The sequence below is a fragment of the Streptomyces sp. NPDC006711 genome, from assembly GCF_042869775.1.
GTDB lineage: Bacteria > Actinomycetota > Actinomycetes > Streptomycetales > Streptomycetaceae > Streptomyces.
In genome coordinates, this window is the sequence record NZ_JBIAGO010000012.1 from 162095 (window position 1) to 179470 (window position 17376).

Consider the following 17376-nt stretch of genomic DNA (forward strand, 5'->3'; position numbering starts at 1 on the left):
CTGGGCCACCAAACCGGTGTCAGGCAGGCCGCCCCTTCGGCCGCCGCAGCCCCGCCCCCGTCAGACGGCGTACGAGCTCCTTGGAACCCACCTCCACGGCCCCCGCCCGCACCGCGTCCTCGTACCGGTGGGACGGCACGTCGTAGTGATCGCGTTCGAAGGCGCGCGGCGGGCAGCCGATGGACGCGGCGAAGGCGTGCAGTTCCTCGTACGAGGCGTCGCTGACCAGATGCGACCACATGCGGCCGTGCCCGGGCCAGGTCGGCGGGTCGATGTAGAGCGTCATCCGCCGAGCCCGCCCGCGCCCCCCTGGCCGAGCGCCCCGACCGGTGCGACCACGACGCCCGCCTTGCCGCAGACCCAGTGCGGATCGGGCCCGAGCTCCGGCTCCACGTCGAGTGCGTGCGGGTCGCCGACGTCGCACACCGGGCACAGCGGCCAGCGGCCGTACCGCTCAAGGAGCGCGTCCTGGACGTCCTGGGCGACGAGCCCGGCGACGTACTCCGTGCCCTCGGGCCACTGCTCGACCCACCAGCGCCGGTGGGTCACCGCGTCCTCGACCAGGGAGACGACGTCCGCGTGCGCCACGTCACGCGCCGCCAGATCGGCGAGGACCAGGGCGCGGGCGGCGTGCAGGGCTTGCTCAAGGGGTTGTACGTCGTCCATGCCCTCCATTGTCCCCCGAGCCGCCCCGCGCGGTAGCGGACCGGGGCCGGCCCCCCGCTCGCGGCCCCGATCGCAGCCCCCGCTCCCGGCCCCCGAGGGGGTTGACCGGACACCACTGCGAAAATATCTTTCACATGTGACCCGAGACGTGAAGGAAAGTTTCAGCGAGGGCTCACCCCCCGCACCGGCGGCCCTCGCCGCCAAGGTGCGCACACTCGCGCCGTCCATGACCCGCTCCATGCAGCGGGTCGCGGAGGCCGTCGCCGGCGACCCGGCCGGCTGCGCGGCCCTCACCGTCACGGGCCTGGCCGCCCTCACCGGCACCAGCGAGGCCACCGTCGTCCGCACCGCCCGCATCCTGGGCTACCCCGGCTACCGCGACCTGCGCCTGGCGCTGGCCGGGCTCGCCGCCCAGCAGCAGTCGGGCCGGGCCCCCTCGGTGACCGCCGACATAGCGGTGGACGACCCGATCGCGGACGTCGTCGCGAAACTGGCCTACGACGAGCAGCAAACCCTGGCCGACACGGCGGCGGCGCTCGACACCACCCAACTGGGCGCCGCGGTGGGCGCGTTGGCGGCCGCGCGCCGCATCGATGTGTACGGCGTGGGGGCGTCCTGCCTGGTCGGCCAGGACCTGGCGCAGAAGCTGCTGCGGATCGGGCTCATCGCCCACGCCCACACCGACCCGCACCTGGCCGTCACCAACGCGGTGCAGCTGCGCTCGGGCGACGCGGCGGTGGCGATCACCCATTCCGGCTCGACGGGCGACGTCATCGAGCCGCTGCGGGTGGCCTTCGACCACGGCGCGACCACGATCGCGATCACCGGCCGCCCCGACGGCCCGGTCTCGCAGTACGCCGATCACGTCCTGACCACGTCCACGGCCCGCGAGAGCGAGCTGCGCCCGGCCGCGATGTCGTCCCGTACGAGCCAACTCCTGGTCGTGGACTGCCTGTTCATCGGCGTGGCCCAGCGCACGTACGAGACGGCGGCCCCCGCGCTCGCAGCCTCGTACGAGGCCCTGGCCCACCGCCACACCCCCCGGGACCGCACGCGCTGACCCCGGCCCCCCAGGCACCCGTACGGCCCCGCACACGGGCTCAGGGCCCCGCACACAGAAAGAGCCGCAGCCACGATGACCACCCAGAACCAGGCCAAGGACCAGAGCCAGGACCACGGAAGCGGAAGCGGCCAGGACCACGGCGGTGACCGCACCCAGGATCAGGGCGATACCTACTCCGACCTCAGGGCCCAGCTGGCGGGCCTCACCACGGAGGCGTTCCGGCCGGAACTCGCGGAGATCGACCGGCTGCCGACCGCCGAGATCGCCCGGATCATGAACGGCGAGGACGCCACCGTCCCCGCCGCCGTGGCCGACCGCCTCCCGGCCATCGCGGCCGCGATCGACGCGACGGCGGAGCGGATGGCGCGCGGGGGCCGCCTGATCTACGCCGGCGCGGGCACGGCCGGGCGGCTCGGCGTACTGGACGCGAGCGAGTGCCCGCCGACGTTCAACACCGACCCGTCCCAGGTGGTGGGCCTGATCGCGGGCGGCCCGTCCGCGATGGTGAAGGCGGTCGAAGGGGCGGAGGACTCACGGCAGTTGGCGGCGGAGGACCTGGCGGCGCTGCGCCTCACCGGCGCGGACACGGTGGTGGGCGTCTCGGCCTCGGGCCGCACGCCGTACGCGATCGGCGCGGTGGAGCACGCCAGGCGCGTGGGGGCCCTGACGATCGGCCTGTCGTGCAACGCGGACAGCGAGCTGGCGGCGGCGGCCGAGCACGGCATCGAGATCGTGGTGGGCCCGGAACTCCTCACCGGCTCCACCCGCCTGAAGTCGGGCACGGCCCAGAAGCTGGTCCTGAACATGATCTCGACGATCACGATGATCCGCCTGGGCAAGACGTACGGAAACCTGATGGTGGACGTACGCGCCTCCAACGAGAAACTGCGCGCCCGCTCCCGCCACATCGTGGCCCTGGCGACGGGCGCGACCGATCCGGAGATCGAGGCGGCCCTGGCGGCGACGGACGGCGAGGTGAAGAACGCGATCCTGGTCATCCTGGGCGGAGTGGAGGCGGCGACGGCCGCGAAGCTCCTGTCAGAAGCAGACGGCCACCTACGCGCAGCGCTCGCCGCGAACAACTAACACGGGTTCGCCGAGCCCTGGCCCATCCTCCCAGCGTCCAGAGCCCGGTGGCCTGCCCCCCACCCACCGCGCGAACGGCCGCCCGGACGACACTGTCCAGACCCCGTCCGGAACCTTTCCAGAACCCGAGCCCAAGCACCCCCACCCCTGAGTCCCCCACTCTTGCGCGACCGCCCTCCTGCTACGTCGGCGCCGTGTGGCAGGCCCCCTCCGAGACCTTGCCGTACGCCAAGCCGGAATAGGTACGGATACTCAATACCCAGCCGTCGACAGCCCCTAGGATCACCCGAGTTGACGGTACACAAGGCGATCGGCGGCACGCCCCGTCGCCGAGGCAGAACGAACGGGGAAAGGGGCGCGGCGTGGCCTGGGACGAGTGAAAGCAGTTGAAGACTCCGGCTGCCAAGAGACACTCCGAGCATATGCAGCTCAATGGGATACAGAGCAGCACCCCGAGCACGGGCGGCGGGGCCGATGCCCTGAAGCACACGGAGAGTCCGTGGAACCATGCCGCCGACGTCGCCGGCGACCTGACCACCGGCGCTACGACTGACATGCGAGATCTGACGCGAGCCCACGATGGTCTGGCGAGGGCCACCGTAGGTCTCACCTGTGTCGCCACTTTGAGTTCCGTGCTCACATCCTGGGATGCCCGGCTCTCCGCGCTGCGGGAGGAATGCGGCACACTGCAGCCCGCTTTGCGACAGGTCGCCGTGGACCTGAGTGCGGCGGACGCGAAGGTCAAGCAAGAGGCCGACGCGGTACGTGTGTCCGGAATCAAGCAGGGGGCATAGCGGGATGCTCACGTGGCAGCAACTGCTGGACCTGAACCTGGCGGAACTGGAACATGCGAGCAACGGCTGGGGAGCGGTCAGCAAGCGAGCCAACGCCGCTCGGGAGCTTGTCGACGCGGAGATGACGGGCTCGCTGACGAAGACACAGAAGAGCGCATCGGCGACCTCGGCCACTCAACGTCTCGAGAGATTGAGCCGTAACTATCACTACATACACACCGAATGCGGTCTCATCCGGTCCACATTGAATGGGCTGGCCTATGAACTGATGGCTCCACAGAGAAGGATAACGGCGGCAGTACGGGATGCCGACAAATCCGGATACAGCATCCTCGGCGACGGTACAGTGGAGTTTCCCGCTTGCGGCACCGACCCGGCTTCCGGACAGGAAATCCCAGGTGGAGCGGTAAGCGGCAGCCCCGGGTTCGACGTCCTGGGCATGCACATCCCGACGCCGCGGGGGGAGGCTTCTGACGCTCCCGGAGGAAATCCGCACCGTGCGCGAGCTCAGGAGATCGCCGACCGCATCGCCTACGCGGTGCAAGAGGCTCAGGCGATCGACGACCGTTTCGATCAGGCTTTGGGCAAATTGAAGGCCCCACCCGGGCTGACCGTTGACGATGCTACGTGGGCGGATACGGCGAAGGACGCCGAAGCGGTCCGAGGTGTGGCGGGCGACCACCTCGGCAGCGAGATCCCGACGAACAAGGACCCCGCTGCTTGCAAAGAGTGGTGGCAAGGCCTTACCCAGGAGAAACGCGACGAGTACCTGTCGGTTTACCCGGACGTGATCGGCAACCTGGACGGAATCCCAGCCGCCGTGCGTGATCAGGCGAATCGGGAGAACCTTCAGCTGCTCATAGGCAAGCTGGAGGGAGAACACAACGAGAAGTCGCACACGCAGCTCGCTGGGCTACTCGAGATCGACCGGAAATTGAGGGAGGAGGGAACACAGCCTCCGATGTTCCTGTTGGGAATCGGCGACGAGGGGAACGGTCGGGCAATTGTCAGTTACGGAAACCCCGATACAGCAAAGAACGTATCCGCGTACGTCCCCGGTCTGGAGACGTCACTGGACGAGGATTTCGCGAAGAACGATCTGAAGCGGGCACGCGATACCGCCATAGACGCCGCATTCGAGAATCGCGGAAGCGCAACGGCATCCATCGTCTGGCTGGGATACGACGCACCTCAACTTACGGGGTCCGACGACTGGGGGGCCAACTTCGATGTCGCGCAGAGCGACGACGCGAACGCCGGAGCACCCGCCTACGACCGCTTCATGCACGGCCTGTCGGTAACGAACGAAACCGGGGATCCCCACCTCACGGCCATAGGCCACTCCTATGGTTCACGGTTGGTCGGTGCCGCCGCCACGCAGCCGGGAGGTATCCCCGGAGTGGACGACATCATCCTCGTGGGAAGCCCTGGAGTCGGCGTGGACAAAGCCGGGGACCTCGGGGTCGGCAAGGACCACGTCTTCGTAGGGTCAGCCGGCAACGATCCCGTCACTTGGGCCCCGTCACGCAAGCAACTCGTCGGTGGTGCCGTCGGTGGTGTGCTGCTCGGCCCGGTTGGAGCACTGGCCGGTGGCTACCTCGCCGACCCGGACGGAGCTTGGTTCGGCAGGGACCCGGCCAGCGAAGGGTTCGAGGCCAGGCGGTTCGCCGTCGACGACGGCCCCTTACCGTTCTCCGACGGCACCCCCACGCCCGCACACTCCAACTACTTCAATCCCGAACGGGACCCCGAGTCGGCAAAGAACATTGCGCGGATAGTCTCCGGTCACGCAGACAAGATCACAACGGAGCCCCACCGATGAACCGGCGACTCAAGCAGGCAGCCACAGTGGCCCTGGCGGGCACATTGCTCGCAGGGTGCGGGAGCATGGAGAAGGATGCGTCGGGAAAAAAGGGACCGGATATGAATATGCAACAAGCTGCGGATCGAGCTGACGCGATGCTGGACGCCACATTCGCTGCCATCCAGCCGGAAGTCCAGTGGTCCCATACTGCGACCACGGCGGGAAGCTGTGACGTGACACGTCGGCGCATGGTCATGACCATCATCTCCGAGCAGCGGAGAGGGAGTTTCCTCGGGCTGATCGAGCGCTTCTGGAAGCAGAGCGGATACGTGATCAAGTCGGTCAATCCGGACAAACAGATGCCTGTGATCTACGCGCAAAGCAGGGACGGTTTCGCCATCACCGTTTCCGTGGGCGACAAGGGGAATGTCGACTTCGAGGTCGACACCCCTTGCGTCCAGGAATCCAAGGTGGCCAAGCCGAAGAGCAAGGCCAACGGCCCCTCTTACGAGGACGTTTGGCCGCTCCCTCTCCCCAACGTTCACTCCGACTTCTGGTCCACCGATACTCCGATCGAGCCCAACTGACATGTGAGACAGGCCGTAGGCGATCCGCTTACGCCCTCATTCCGGCATCCGCATCCGGAATGAACGCCCACCCCGCCCACGGCGCGGTACCCTGTCGCCGCCTGCGCGCCCGAGGGCTCTCTTGATCAGCCCCTCCACGTACAACTGCCGCGTCCTGAACGCCGACCGACCGCGCCAGACACGTCAGCGACCGCCGCAAATGAATCGCAAGTAGCGCGCGAACGACAACCCCCGCTACCGGAGCTTGGCGGCGCACCAAAAGGGACGCCGTCTTAACGACCGGTGCCGAAGGGTGCCTGGAACTCCCCCACCACACACCGCAGACGCCACGACGCCCCCTTGAGGAACATGGCGCACATCTCGGCGACCGGCACCACCGCCGGGAGGTAGTCGGCGTCCTCGTACAGGTCCTCGTGGTCCGGGTCCTCCATCGGGTCCCCCGGTACGCCGACGAACGGACCCTCCCACGCGGTGAAGTCCGTCGCCGGGTTCACCTTCCACACCACCCCCGCGGCCCCGGCGGCCCCCGCCGCCCGCACGCACACCTCGCCGAGGTACCACGCGGGCGCGGTCACACGAGGTGCGTGCCGAGCCGCACGCACCTCCTCCCACTCCGCACCCGCGAAGTCCCCCCGCACCGCCGCCTCCAACGCGTCGAGCGAGGCCACCGAGAAGTCCCACCGCCCCGAGTGCGACGCCGCCCACCCCCCGAACGCCGCCTCCTGCTCCACCAGCCACGCGCTCAGCCGAGGATGCTCCGTCCACGACGGCCGCCCCCGCTCCTGGCTCACACCACGCCCGTCCCCCATGCCGCCGAGCGTACGAGACCGGCCCCCGTCAGGCGTGGCAGTGGCCGGAACAGGTACCCGCGCCACCACACCCCGGCGCATCCCCCTCCGGCCCATACGCCCCGGCCAGCACCGCGACGAGCCGCAACGCCATGTCCATGTTGCAGCGCCCGAGGTCCACCAGCGGATAGAGCACGTGCCCCGCACACGTCAGCGGGTCGATCCTCAGCGACGGCAGCACCACGCCGACCCGCGCCAGCCCCTCCCGCAACTGCTCGACGGCATCCTCCGTCGCCCGCACCCTCTCCTCAGCCGTCAGTGCCATGTCCTCGCGCCCTTCCTACGTTACGTACCGACTGTGCCGTTCTCCTCACCCAGAGTGTCCGCCCGGAGCTACCCTGACTACCGTCGGCGATCCAACAACCCCGCGTGTCCCAAAGGGAGTTGCGCATGCCCGCACCGAAGGACCTCGACCCCTCCGCCTCCCCCCGCGCCCTCCTCGGCGCCGAACTCCGCCACGCCCGCGAAAAGGCCGGCCTCAGCCAGGAGGCCCTGGGCGGCCCCCTCTTCGTCTCCTCGTCCTTCATCGGCCAACTCGAAGCGGGCATCCGCCGCATGCACCTGGAGTACGCCCGCCAGTTCGACAAGATCCTCGGCACGGACGGCTTCTTCACGCGCAACTGCGTCGCGGCGGCGGAGTCCAAGTACCCGGACCACTTCGCCGAGGCGGCGGAGGCGGAGGCGATCGCGACGACGATCCGGGAGTACGCGCCCTCACTCATCCCGGGGCTGCTTCAGACCGAGGCGTACGCACGTGCCGTCTTCCGCGCCCACCGGCCGACCGCGCCGGAGGGGGTCATCGACGACCTGGTATCAGCCCGTTTGGAGCGCACTGGGCTGCTTGACGACCCAACAACGCCCTTGTTGTGGGTGGTTCTTGACGAATCGGTGCTGTGGCGAATGGTCGGAGGGCGGGGCGTCATGGCAGAGGCTCTGGCTCATATCGCCGCGCTCGGCGCCCGCCACCGGATCATCGCTCAGGTACTGCCGTTCCAGGCGGGCGCGCACGCGGCAATGAGCGGCGCGCTCAAGTTGATGGCTTTCGCCGACGCGCCCCCGCTCGCCTTCATCGACGGCCTGGGCACCGGGCGACTGGAAGACGACCCGGCCACTGTCGCCCGGCACGAACTGACTTACGATTTGGTGGGGGCCAGCGCACTCTCACCGTCCGATTCCCTGGCCCTGATCGAATCAGTGGCAGAGGATTACGCTCATGAGGATCAGCCCTGAGTACGACCTGAGTAAGGCCAGTTGGCAGAAGTCCAGCTACAGCGGAGGAGAGGGCGGCAACTGCCTCGAAATCGCGCGCTGGCAGAAGTCCAGCTACAGCGGCGGGGAAGGCGGCGACTGCCTGGAGGTGGCGCGTTGGCGCAAGTCCACCCACAGCGATGGCAGCGGCGGCGACTGCCTGGAGGTGGCGGACGACCTCCCCGGCATCGTTCCGGTCCGGGACTCGAAGTCCGCCCCGCACGGCCCGACGCTCGTGTTCCGAGCGGCGACGTGGTCGGCGTTCGTCGCCGGGGTGAAGGAGTCCAACAAAACGAGCTGACGCACCCGTTCCCGCACTACGAGCCGGCCGGCGTTGTTGACGGGGCCGGCTCGTGGCGTACGCGGCGAGGCTCACGCGTCGAGCTTCGAGCAGTGCTTGAAATCGAATGGGAGTGGGTCTCAACCCACCCACCCACCCCGCCAGTTGGGCGGAAGCGAATCCGCTGGACACTTTCCGCGTTCGACTTGCCACGGAGGGTGACTAACCTCTAGCGTCCAGACAGCAACAGGACCCAGGACATCAATCAGCCCCCGCCAGGTGCGCCAACACCTCCGGGGGCCTGACCACCAAGATCAACACACGTTAAGGAATCACTGATCCGATGGCTGACAGCCACTTTAGTGCCGCACCCGCCGCAGCGCACCCCGACCACCACCCGATGGCCAATCCGGGCTACGGAAAGCGTTCGGTGCCGCACCAACCGCCGCCCACCGCGTACGACTTCGCGCACCTCGCGCCCCGAGAGGCGGCGGTGGCGGGCTACCTGGACCGGCTCCCGGACGGCGCGGACATCTCCGTGAAAACGCTGGCGAAGGTGCTGCCGTACGGGCAGTGCGCGTTACGCACCGCACTCCAACGTCTCGTAGGCGCGGGCCACTTGAGGCGTGGACGCGAGCATCTGCGCGGCTCGGACAGCGCGAGGTGGGTGACCAGGACGTGGTTCTCGCGGACGGCGCGGGACGACGCGTGGTGGGCGGAATTCACCCGAGGGTGCGTCAACGCGGCGCCCCCGGCACCGCCACGGCCACCCGGGCCGCCTGCGGCCGCGCCACAACCGCCCACGCGCAGCAGGGCGTTCATACTCCTGGCGGCGCTGGGGCGTACCGCGCCGGCGCTGTCTTTGTCGGCGCGGGACTGCGCGGACCTGGAACCGCTGGCGGAGGCGTGGTTCGAGCGCGGCGCGACGGAGCAGGACATCCTGCGCGCCCTGGCCTCGGGCCTGCCGGTCCCGGTCCACAGCCCGGCCGGCCTCACCCGTACCCGCCTCCTCTCCAAACTCCCCCCGCACCAGCCCCCACCCCCGACGCGCCCAGCCCTACGCATCCTGGAATGCGCGAAGTGCGGCGCCCCGGGCCCCCCGGACGCCCTCCCCGGCGGCACCTGCGCCCCCTGCCAGGGCAAACCCCGACCCCACCCCCCAACCCTCCCAGCCGCGCAGGTCCACTCCCACGCAGCCAAAGCCCGAGCCGCGGCAACCACCCCCCGCCCCAGCCCCCGCCCCACGAAGACCCCCGCATGACCACGCGGCCCGCCCCGGCCTACTTCCTACACCCGTATTTCCTCGCCTCACGCGGCACCAGGTCTTCAAGGAATGGCTGGAGCTTCCCGTATCCATCGGGGCTGTCCTCCACTCGGCTGCCGGCGAGCTTGACGACGACGCTTAGGTAGGGTGCCTGTCCGCCCAGGCCGAGTTGGCCGCGTACCACGCGAGAGCATCGAGTTCGCGGCGGAGCAGCGCGTCGGACTTCAGCTGCTCCCATTCGCCCCACGCCACCTCAGTACCTCCCCGTACGGTCAGGATGCTGCCGCTCCGGCCACCCCGGCCCGGGCCCCGGTCCCCAACTACCGGCCGGCGCCGGGGCGATGACCGCCCGCTGCCGATTGCGCCTACGCCAGGCCCAGACGCCGACCAAGGCACCCACGACTCCCACCCCCGCCGCGATGCCGAGAGGAAGGAGAAAACTTGGCCGATTCCCGGCGGCCTTCTCCGCTCGGGGCGCGGCGCCCTTGGCCGGGGCGGGTGCGGGCGACGCGGCCGACGCCGGAGGATCCGGCAACGGGTACACGTCCGCCGGGCCCGGGTCACCCGGATTCACGAGGGCCACGCGGGGGCGAACGATCCCGTACCCGATCGAATCGTTCCGCTTGGCCCCATCCGTGGGACCACCGATCGTGTTCAGCATGACCCGCAGAACCTGGTTGTTGGTCCACTCCGGATGCTTGGACCAAATCAGCGCGGCGGATGCGGACGCCAGGGCGGTGGCGTCGCTGGTGCCGTGGGATCTGCACAGGCCGGTTCCACCCGGGCAGGCATGCACGATGTCGTCGCCCGGCGCGGCCATGTCCACCTGGGGGCCGTATTCGGACTCGGGCGTCTTGCGCTGGTCCCGGCTCACGGCCGACACACCCACCACGCCGGGCGTGGCGCCAGGGTATTCGACCTCATTGTTCACATTGCCGCTGTTCCCCACCGCCGCGAAGATCAGCGAACCCTTTCCTATGGCGTACTGCACCGCTGCAGTGAGCTGGGGTGAGCCTTCATTCCTTCCCATGGAGATATTGATGACTTTCGCGTTCTGATCAGCTGCATAGCGGATCGCTTGCGGCGCGGCTTTGTTGAATCGCTGGTTGCCTTCGGCTTGGTTGGCTGCTTCACCCCCCTTCGGCATGCGGATAGGGAGAATCTTGGCCCCTGGGGCAAGGCCGGAAGGTCCCTTCCTGCCGTCCGCGTCCTTTCCAGCGATCAGAGCCGCCATGCTGGTCCCGTGGCCGTCGTAGTCGACGTGTGCGTCTCCCGTCTGGCCCTCCGAGAAATCTCTACCCGGCAGGACTTGCCCTGTCAGATCAGGAATGCTCGGGTCAACGCCTGTGTCGATGACAGCTACGGTGATCCCTGCGCCTGTGCTGATCCGCCAGATTTCGTCGGCCTTCATCGCGTCGAGGAACCACTGCTGCTCGCGGGGCGTGTCCGCCCGGGCAGGCACGGATGCGGCACCCCACATGAACAGGCTGCAAACCCCCGACACTGCGGCGATCCCGCGCCTGCGGCGAACACTGCTCGATGGCATGAGCTTCCCTCGCGTCTCTCCTGAACGCATCAGTCGATGACCGGCGGTACAACGCGCGGGTCGATCCGCAACCACGTCTCATCGTCCTCAACGAGGTAGCCAGGGGGCGTTTCCCCCGACTCGCGGCGTGAACGTCCCTTTCGGGAACCTCGGGGCAGCTGCCCACCATGGGCACCACCGCCCGCATTTCCGACGACCGGCCTCCCACCCGAGACGCCTCCCCGCTCCGGAGGCGCACCAGACGATACGGAACGAGGACCGGCCGCTCGCTCCGATTGCTGAGCACTGCCCCCACGTACCACTCTTCGCGGGGCTGTCGAACTACGGCCGGGCATCGCGCCCGGCCGGCCTGCTACTTGGCCTGCGGGGCCAGCTCCCGTAACCGGCCGCGAAGCACCGCGATTGCCGGGCTCTTCGGCACCTACGACGGTTCCTTTTGGAACGCTGCTATTGGGCCGCTCCGGCCCCGTTGGAACGGGCCGACCGCCAATAATTCCGGGGCCGCCGCCCGGCGTGCGAACGGCGGTGCGCCCGGACTCCGACGGCCCCCTCGGCGACGGGTGCGCTCCCCCATCAGGAGGCCGTGTGCTGGAAGGGCCTGGAGGCGCACTCAATCCCCCGCCATAGGAGGGCGTCGGGATGCGCACTGCCGGCACATCATCGGCATGACCCACTTGCGGCCCGCTACCGAAGGGACTCGACGGGAGCGCTTGTTGCGGCAACGCGGCCGTCGAGTCAACGTCCATCCGCGTGGGCCGGTGAGTGTCCGCCAAGGCGGGGCGGTCCGTTGAGGTTAGACCGGTGTGGATCCTCGAGTCTGGGCCGCCGGAGGAGGATGAGAGAACCTGCGAAGTGCGCGTAGCGCCGCCGGACGAAACACCACGCTCGGCTGTACCGCTGGTGCCAGACGCGTACTCAATACCGCTGTACACATCGTGCGGGTCCGGCGCAATCGCCTGCGGCGGTGGAGGGAACTTGGGCCGCTCCAGCCCGTTCATCTGCGTCGCCGCCTGCTCATACGCCTGGCCAAGCTTCCGCATCTGCGCCACCGCCTCCTGGCGCACCTTCTCCTTGTCCGCCTCCAAAGCCGCCAGCTCCGACGCCGACTTACGGGCTATCACCGACGCATCCGGATCATTGTGGGCGGACCGGGCCGCATCCAGATTCGCCTGGGCGCGACCCGCGTCGCGGGGAATGGACGCCTGGGCCGAGGCGATCGCGTTCGAGGCGTGGCCCAGCCACGTCGCGGAACCCTCGCTGAAGTCGCTCAGACGCAACGTCGCATTGGCCAGATCCGCGCTCCACGTACGGAACGCGTCCGCCCCCGCACCCTTCCACTCCACCCACTGCGGACGCACCTTCAAATCCGCCGCGATCGTACGGATCTCCTTGGCCGCCGCCGCCAAACGATCAGCCGCACCCCGCACCGTCCCGCTGTTCGCCTGGTCCAGCCACGCCAGCATCGCCTCGTGGCTCATCCCCTCGAACGGTGTGCCAGCGCCCATCAGAACGCCCCTCCCGTGTCGCCGCCCGACGACTTCGGATCGCTCTTCGGCTTCGACTGCTCGGGGTGGTAGTCGCCCCCGTAGTGCTTCTTCGTTTCGACGCTGATCGCTGCCATCCGCTTGCGGACGTCCGCGTCGATGTTCTGGTAGCCCTGGTGCGAGGCGAGGACCGCGATGCCCATGCCCTCGATGGAGTCCGACAGCAGGCGGGACAGGGTTTCCAGCTCGGTGATCACCGTCGCGTACGAGGTGAACAGGCCGGCGGCCTCCGTCCACGCGCCCTCGCCGCCGCCGAACTGCTCGCGCACCAGGCGTTCTTGGCCGACTTTGCCCGGGTCGGCGGGCGAGCCCTTGAGGTTGCGGATCAGCTCGTCGACGCGGCGCTGGAACGTCGTGAAGGACGACAGTTCCGTGACTATGTCGCTCGCGGCTGCCTGCGCCCTGCCGAGCACGTCGAATGCCCAGGGCGGCGACTGCGCCCCGCCCTTGTCCTCATGTGTTGTCACGCCACTCTCCCCCGTACACCCCGCGTACACCCTTGACCGCAGCGCAACTCTAGCCAGAGCCTTTGCGATTCACAGTCGTACCGTCGCTGAGAGCGACTGGAACTGGCCATCGGAGGCGCACAATTGGCGCGGAGCGGGTCTATTTGGCGGTCTTCAGCGTTATGCCGCCGTTGTCCGTGGTCAGGTTCAGGTGGTGGGGGGCGGCGGGGTCGTCCCGTATGGAGAGGTTCTTGCTGCCGTTCTGGGTCTGGGCCACGACGTGGTACGGGGCGGGTGGGGCGGTCACCGTGATGCTGCCGTTGGCGGTCTGGGCCGTGATGTCCTGCGCGGTGGCGGGGGTCAGGGAGATCGAGCCGTTGGACGCCCTGGTGGTGATGCCTGTGCCCTTCAGGCCCTTCGCCTCGATCGAGCCGTTCGTGGTGCGGATGTCGACGGGGCCCGTCGCGCCGTTCACCACGACGCGGCCGTCGTCGGAGGAGACCTTCACCGCGCCGACCGCCGAGAAGTGCAGGCCGCCCGCCGTGGTGGAGCCGGTGACCGGGATGCCGGCGGGGACGTCGACCGTGTAGTCCACCGAGCAGTGGCCCGGGCAGCCTCCGAGTACCAGGACGTTGTTCTCCACGCGGTACGTCGGGGTGTCCGGCTTGGACTTGTCCCGGTAGGTGACCTCGCGGTGCACCGCCGTCCTGCTCAGGTGCTGCTTGCCGCGCACCCGGAAGCCGTCCGACTTCCCCTCGATGCGGACCGCGGTGACCTTGTCCTTGATGGTTGTGTCGTCCTTGAACGTCTTGTCGTCCATCGGCCCGCACGCGCCGAGTGCGCCCGCCGCGAGCGCGGTGAGGGCCGCGGCCGCGCACGCGCGAGCCCGCCACCGGGAGGTGGAGGACTGGGCAGCAGCCGGCTTGGTGGTGGACCCGTTGGCGGACTCGGTGGTGGACCACGTGGTGGACTGGGTGGTGCTCATTGACTCTCCTGCGCGGACGCCCCTCGGGGCGGCCCCCGTGCCGGTCCCCTCTGCCGGTCAAGCATGCCCGGCCCCCGTGCCCCCGCACCATGGGGCCAGCACCCTTGCCGAAGTTCGGTTTCCCGTACCCCCAGGCTTCGTACCCCCCGCCCCACTTGAAACGGCCGAGGGCGGCACCCCCGTGCTGGGAGTGCCGCCCTCGGCGTACAACGTGCGGCAGTGAACTGCCTGGAGCTACCGATCCGTTGGGATCAGAAGTCCATGTCACCGCCCGGCATGCCGCCCGGGGCACCGCCGGCGGCGGCCTTCTCCGGCTTGTCGGCGATGACGGCCTCGGTGGTGAGGAAGAGCGCCGCGATGGAGGCGGCGTTCTGCAGCGCGGAGCGCGTGACCTTCGCCGGGTCGATGATGCCCTCGGCGATCATGTCGACGTACTCACCGGTCGCGGCGTTCAGGCCGTGGCCGACGGGCAGGTTGCGCACCTTCTCGACGATGACGCCACCCTCGAGACCACCGTTGACGGCGATCTGCTTGAGCGGGGCCTCAAGGGCCAGCTTCACGGCCTTGGCGCCGGTCGCCTCGTCGCCCTCGAGCTCAAGCTTCTCGAACACCGCGGAGGCCTGGAGCAGGGCCACGCCACCACCGGCGACGATGCCCTCCTCGACGGCCGCCTTCGCGTTGCGAACGGCGTCCTCGATGCGGTGCTTGCGCTCCTTGAGCTCGACCTCGGTGGCCGCGCCCGCCTTGATGACGGCCACGCCGCCGGCGAGCTTGGCGAGGCGCTCCTGGAGCTTCTCGCGGTCGTAGTCCGAGTCGCTGTTCTCGATCTCGGCGCGGATCTGGTTGACGCGGCCCTGGACCTGGTCGCTGTCACCGGAGCCGTCGACGATGGTCGTCTCGTCCTTGGTGATGACGACCTTGCGGGCGCGGCCGAGCAGGTCGAGACCGGCGTTCTCCAGCTTCAGGCCGACCTCCTCGGAGATGACCGTGCCGCCCGTGAGGATGGCGATGTCACCGAGCATGGCCTTGCGGCGGTCGCCGAAGCCCGGGGCCTTGACGGCGACGGACTTGAAGGTGCCGCGGATCTTGTTGACGACCAGGGTCGACAGGGCCTCGCCCTCGACGTCCTCGGCGATGATCAGCAGGGGCTTGCCCGACTGCATGACCTTCTCGAGGAGCGGCAGCAGGTCCTTGACCGAGCTGATCTTCGAGTTGACGATCAGGATGTACGGGTCGTCGAGCGACGCCTCCATACGCTCCATGTCGGTGGCGAAGTACGCCGAGATGTAGCCCTTGTCGAAGCGCATGCCCTCGGTGAGCTCAAGCTCGAGCCCGAAGGTCTGCGACTCCTCGACGGTGATGACGCCTTCCTTGCCGACCTTGTCCATCGCCTCGGCGATGAGCTCGCCGATCTGGGTGTCGGCGGCGGAGATGGAGGCCGTCGAAGCGATCTGCTCCTTGGTCTCCACGTCCTTGGCCTGCTCCAGGAGGGCGGCGGAGACGGCCTCGACGGCCTTCTCGATGCCGCGCTTCAGGGCCATCGGGTTGGCGCCGGCGGCCACGTTGCGCAGACCCTCGCGCACCAGGGCCTGGGCGAGGACGGTCGCGGTGGTCGTTCCGTCACCGGCGACGTCGTCCGTCTTCTTGGCGACTTCCTTGACCAGCTCGGCGCCGATCTTCTCGTACGGGTCCTCGAGCTCGATCTCCTTGGCGATGGAAACACCATCGTTGGTGATCGTGGGGGCGCCCCACTTCTTCTCGAGGACGACGTTGCGGCCCTTGGGGCCGAGGGTGACCTTGACGGCGTCGGCGAGCTGGTTCATCCCGCGCTCGAGACCGCGCCGTGCCTCCTCGTCGAACGCGATGATCTTGGCCATGTGAAGTGGTCCTCCCGGACAGGGGTGGCGTTCTTCGTGGACCGTGTCGGTGCCCGCGACGGACGGCCTGCATCCCTTGTGGTTCCTTGCCCCACTCGGGTTGCGGGCCTCACTGACCCGATCCAAGTTCTGTCACTCTCACTGGGAGAGTGCTAAGCCCAATGATTAGCACTCGGCACCTGCGAGTGCAAGCGAGTCTCTTGAACCGGGGGGTGCCGCTTGGCGGGGTTGGCCGGTCCGTCGGGGTTGGGGGGGGGCTCTGCCCCCACGCCCCCGGCGCGGCTTCTGGCGGGGCCGCCTGCGCAGTTCCCCGCGCCCCTGGCGTGCCGTTGCCCTGCGGGCCGTGCTCGCCTCCCGCGCAGTTCCCCGCGCCCCTCAAACCCGCATCACGCCAGCGGGCCGTGCTCGCTTCTCGCGCAGTTCCTCGCGCCCCTGACACCCGCTGGCGCCTGCGAGCCGTGCCCGCGTCCCGCGCAGTTCCCCGCGCCCCTCAAACCCGCATCACGCCAGCGGGCCGTGCTCGCCTCCCGCGCAGTTCCTCGCGCCCCCAAACCCGCTGATACCTGCGAGCCGTGCCCGCGTCCCGCGCAGTTCCCCGCGCCCCTCAAACCCGCATCACGCCAGCGGGCCGTGCTCGCTACTCGCGCAGTTCCCCGCGCCCCTGACACCCGCTGATGCCTGCGGGGCGTGAGCGCCTCCCGTGCAGTTGCTCGCGCCTCTGAAGGGCTCGGTGCGGGGAATGCGTGAAGGGGGCCGCCCGGTGGGTGGTCCCCTTCATGCGTTTGTGCGTCGGTGGCCGATCGCGTCTCTATCAGACGGCGAGCTTGACCATGTCCGCCTGCGGACCCTTCTGGCCCTGCGAGATCTCGAACTCGACTCGCTGACCTTCTTCAAGGGTGCGGTAACCGTCCATCTGGATCGCGCTGTAGTGGACGAAAACATCCGCACCACCGTCGACCGCGATGAAGCCGTACCCCTTCTCCGCGTTGAACCACTTGACGGTGCCCTGAGCCATGCCTAACTCCCCTATTACTGGCCCTTGCACGGGGCCGCACTTCGCGGACCCGGGTCAGACCTGCACCCTCCGACAGGAGAGGGTGTGCGCCGGAACGCGTCGACCGCGGCTGAATGTATCTGCCCAACTGCCCTCTGCAACAGGTCAATCGGACGAGAATTCCGGGCACGCACGGGGAGCGGAATGCCATTTATTCTGCATTCCGGGGCAAGTCGGGCCGGGCAAAGCGCACTTAAGGCGCAAACGGCTCACACACTTTGACCCCATGTTGTCGCGTTCTCATATGCGCGTGGCACTCGGAGCGAGGGGGCTTCCCCAACTGT

The 17376-nt window shown here is 68.8% G+C and carries 17 protein-coding genes; 8 read left to right on the plus strand and 9 right to left on the minus strand.

Annotation, left to right across the window (positions count from 1 at the left end):
* Positions 1-19: 19 nt before the first annotated feature.
* Together ACFYM2_RS23425 and ACFYM2_RS23430 are read right to left on the minus strand one after the other, a co-directional pair.
* Positions 20-286 (minus strand): DUF4031 domain-containing protein, encoded by a 267-nt coding sequence (locus ACFYM2_RS23425; protein WP_350231825.1) that lies wholly within the window; start codon positions 284-286, stop codon positions 20-22.
* The gene (locus tag ACFYM2_RS23430) at positions 283-666 is read right to left on the minus strand and encodes a hypothetical protein (RefSeq protein WP_359008872.1); all 384 of its coding nucleotides are present in this window, start codon (positions 664-666) and stop codon (positions 283-285) included. The genes ACFYM2_RS23425 and ACFYM2_RS23430 overlap by 4 nt, the downstream gene beginning before the upstream one ends.
* A 136-nt stretch (positions 667-802) precedes the next feature.
* On the opposite strand from ACFYM2_RS23430, the gene ACFYM2_RS23435 reads away from it, so the two are divergent.
* The 5 genes from ACFYM2_RS23435 to ACFYM2_RS23455 all read left to right on the plus strand — a co-directional run bounded on the left by ACFYM2_RS23435 (position 803) and on the right by ACFYM2_RS23455 (position 6000).
* Positions 803-1726 carry a MurR/RpiR family transcriptional regulator gene (locus ACFYM2_RS23435; RefSeq protein WP_350231823.1) on the plus strand — a complete coding sequence of 308 codons (924 nt, stop codon included), beginning with the start codon at positions 803-805 and terminating at the stop codon, positions 1724-1726.
* A 75-nt stretch (positions 1727-1801) separates the two neighbouring features.
* A complete protein-coding gene (gene murQ / locus ACFYM2_RS23440) occupies positions 1802-2815 on the plus strand; it encodes an N-acetylmuramic acid 6-phosphate etherase (RefSeq protein WP_359008870.1) in 1014 nt (337 codons plus the stop codon).
* Between the two features lie 422 nt (positions 2816-3237).
* Complete coding sequence (locus ACFYM2_RS23445; protein ID WP_388838800.1) at positions 3238-3609, plus strand: hypothetical protein; 372 nt, start codon at positions 3238-3240, stop codon at positions 3607-3609.
* Positions 3610-3613: 4 nt separating this feature from the next.
* Entirely contained in the window at positions 3614-5431 is a 1818-nt protein-coding gene (locus ACFYM2_RS23450; RefSeq protein ID WP_388838803.1) for an alpha/beta hydrolase, read from the plus strand.
* A gap of 65 nt (positions 5432-5496) precedes the next feature.
* A complete protein-coding gene (locus ACFYM2_RS23455) occupies positions 5497-6000 on the plus strand; it encodes a hypothetical protein (RefSeq protein ID WP_388838806.1) in 504 nt (167 codons plus the stop codon).
* A 272-nt stretch (positions 6001-6272) separates the two neighbouring features.
* On the opposite strand, the gene ACFYM2_RS23460 is transcribed toward ACFYM2_RS23455, so the two are convergent.
* Complete coding sequence (locus tag ACFYM2_RS23460) at positions 6273-6809, minus strand: hypothetical protein (RefSeq protein ID WP_388838809.1); 537 nt, start codon at positions 6807-6809, stop codon at positions 6273-6275.
* A 28-nt stretch (positions 6810-6837) separates the two neighbouring features.
* Positions 6838-7113, minus strand: a complete 276-nt coding sequence (locus ACFYM2_RS23465) for a hypothetical protein (RefSeq protein WP_359008862.1) — start codon at positions 7111-7113, stop codon at positions 6838-6840.
* A gap of 125 nt (positions 7114-7238) precedes the next feature.
* Between ACFYM2_RS23465 and ACFYM2_RS23470 the strand changes: the two genes are divergently transcribed.
* The 3 genes from ACFYM2_RS23470 (at position 7239) to ACFYM2_RS23480 (ending at position 9637) form a co-directional block, all read left to right on the plus strand.
* A complete protein-coding gene (locus tag ACFYM2_RS23470; RefSeq protein ID WP_388838812.1) occupies positions 7239-8078 on the plus strand; it encodes a Scr1 family TA system antitoxin-like transcriptional regulator in 840 nt (279 codons plus the stop codon).
* Complete coding sequence (locus ACFYM2_RS23475) at positions 8062-8397, plus strand: DUF397 domain-containing protein (protein WP_388838815.1); 336 nt, start codon at positions 8062-8064, stop codon at positions 8395-8397. Before ACFYM2_RS23470 ends, ACFYM2_RS23475 begins: the two co-directional genes overlap by 17 nt.
* A 322-nt stretch (positions 8398-8719) precedes the next feature.
* On the plus strand, positions 8720-9637 hold the full coding sequence (locus ACFYM2_RS23480; RefSeq protein WP_388838818.1) for a hypothetical protein: 918 nt from the start codon (positions 8720-8722) through the stop codon (positions 9635-9637).
* A gap of 256 nt (positions 9638-9893) precedes the next feature.
* Here ACFYM2_RS23480 and mycP read toward each other — a convergent pair whose 3' ends face one another.
* The 5 genes from mycP to ACFYM2_RS23505 all read right to left on the minus strand — a co-directional run bounded on the left by mycP (position 9894) and on the right by ACFYM2_RS23505 (position 17053).
* Positions 9894-11186 (minus strand): type VII secretion-associated serine protease mycosin, encoded by a 1293-nt coding sequence (gene mycP / locus ACFYM2_RS23485; RefSeq protein ID WP_388838821.1) that lies wholly within the window; start codon positions 11184-11186, stop codon positions 9894-9896.
* A gap of 1504 nt (positions 11187-12690) precedes the next feature.
* Complete coding sequence (locus ACFYM2_RS23490) at positions 12691-13197, minus strand: hypothetical protein (protein ID WP_388838824.1); 507 nt, start codon at positions 13195-13197, stop codon at positions 12691-12693.
* 139 nt (positions 13198-13336) lie between these two features.
* A complete protein-coding gene (locus ACFYM2_RS23495; RefSeq protein WP_359006983.1) occupies positions 13337-14161 on the minus strand; it encodes a DUF4097 family beta strand repeat-containing protein in 825 nt (274 codons plus the stop codon).
* A 251-nt stretch (positions 14162-14412) separates the two neighbouring features.
* Entirely contained in the window at positions 14413-16038 is a 1626-nt protein-coding gene (gene groL, locus ACFYM2_RS23500) for a chaperonin GroEL (RefSeq protein ID WP_350231808.1), read from the minus strand.
* A gap of 811 nt (positions 16039-16849) precedes the next feature.
* The gene (locus ACFYM2_RS23505; RefSeq protein ID WP_005315736.1) at positions 16850-17053 is read right to left on the minus strand and encodes a cold-shock protein; all 204 of its coding nucleotides are present in this window, start codon (positions 17051-17053) and stop codon (positions 16850-16852) included.
* Positions 17054-17376 lie beyond the last annotated feature (323 nt).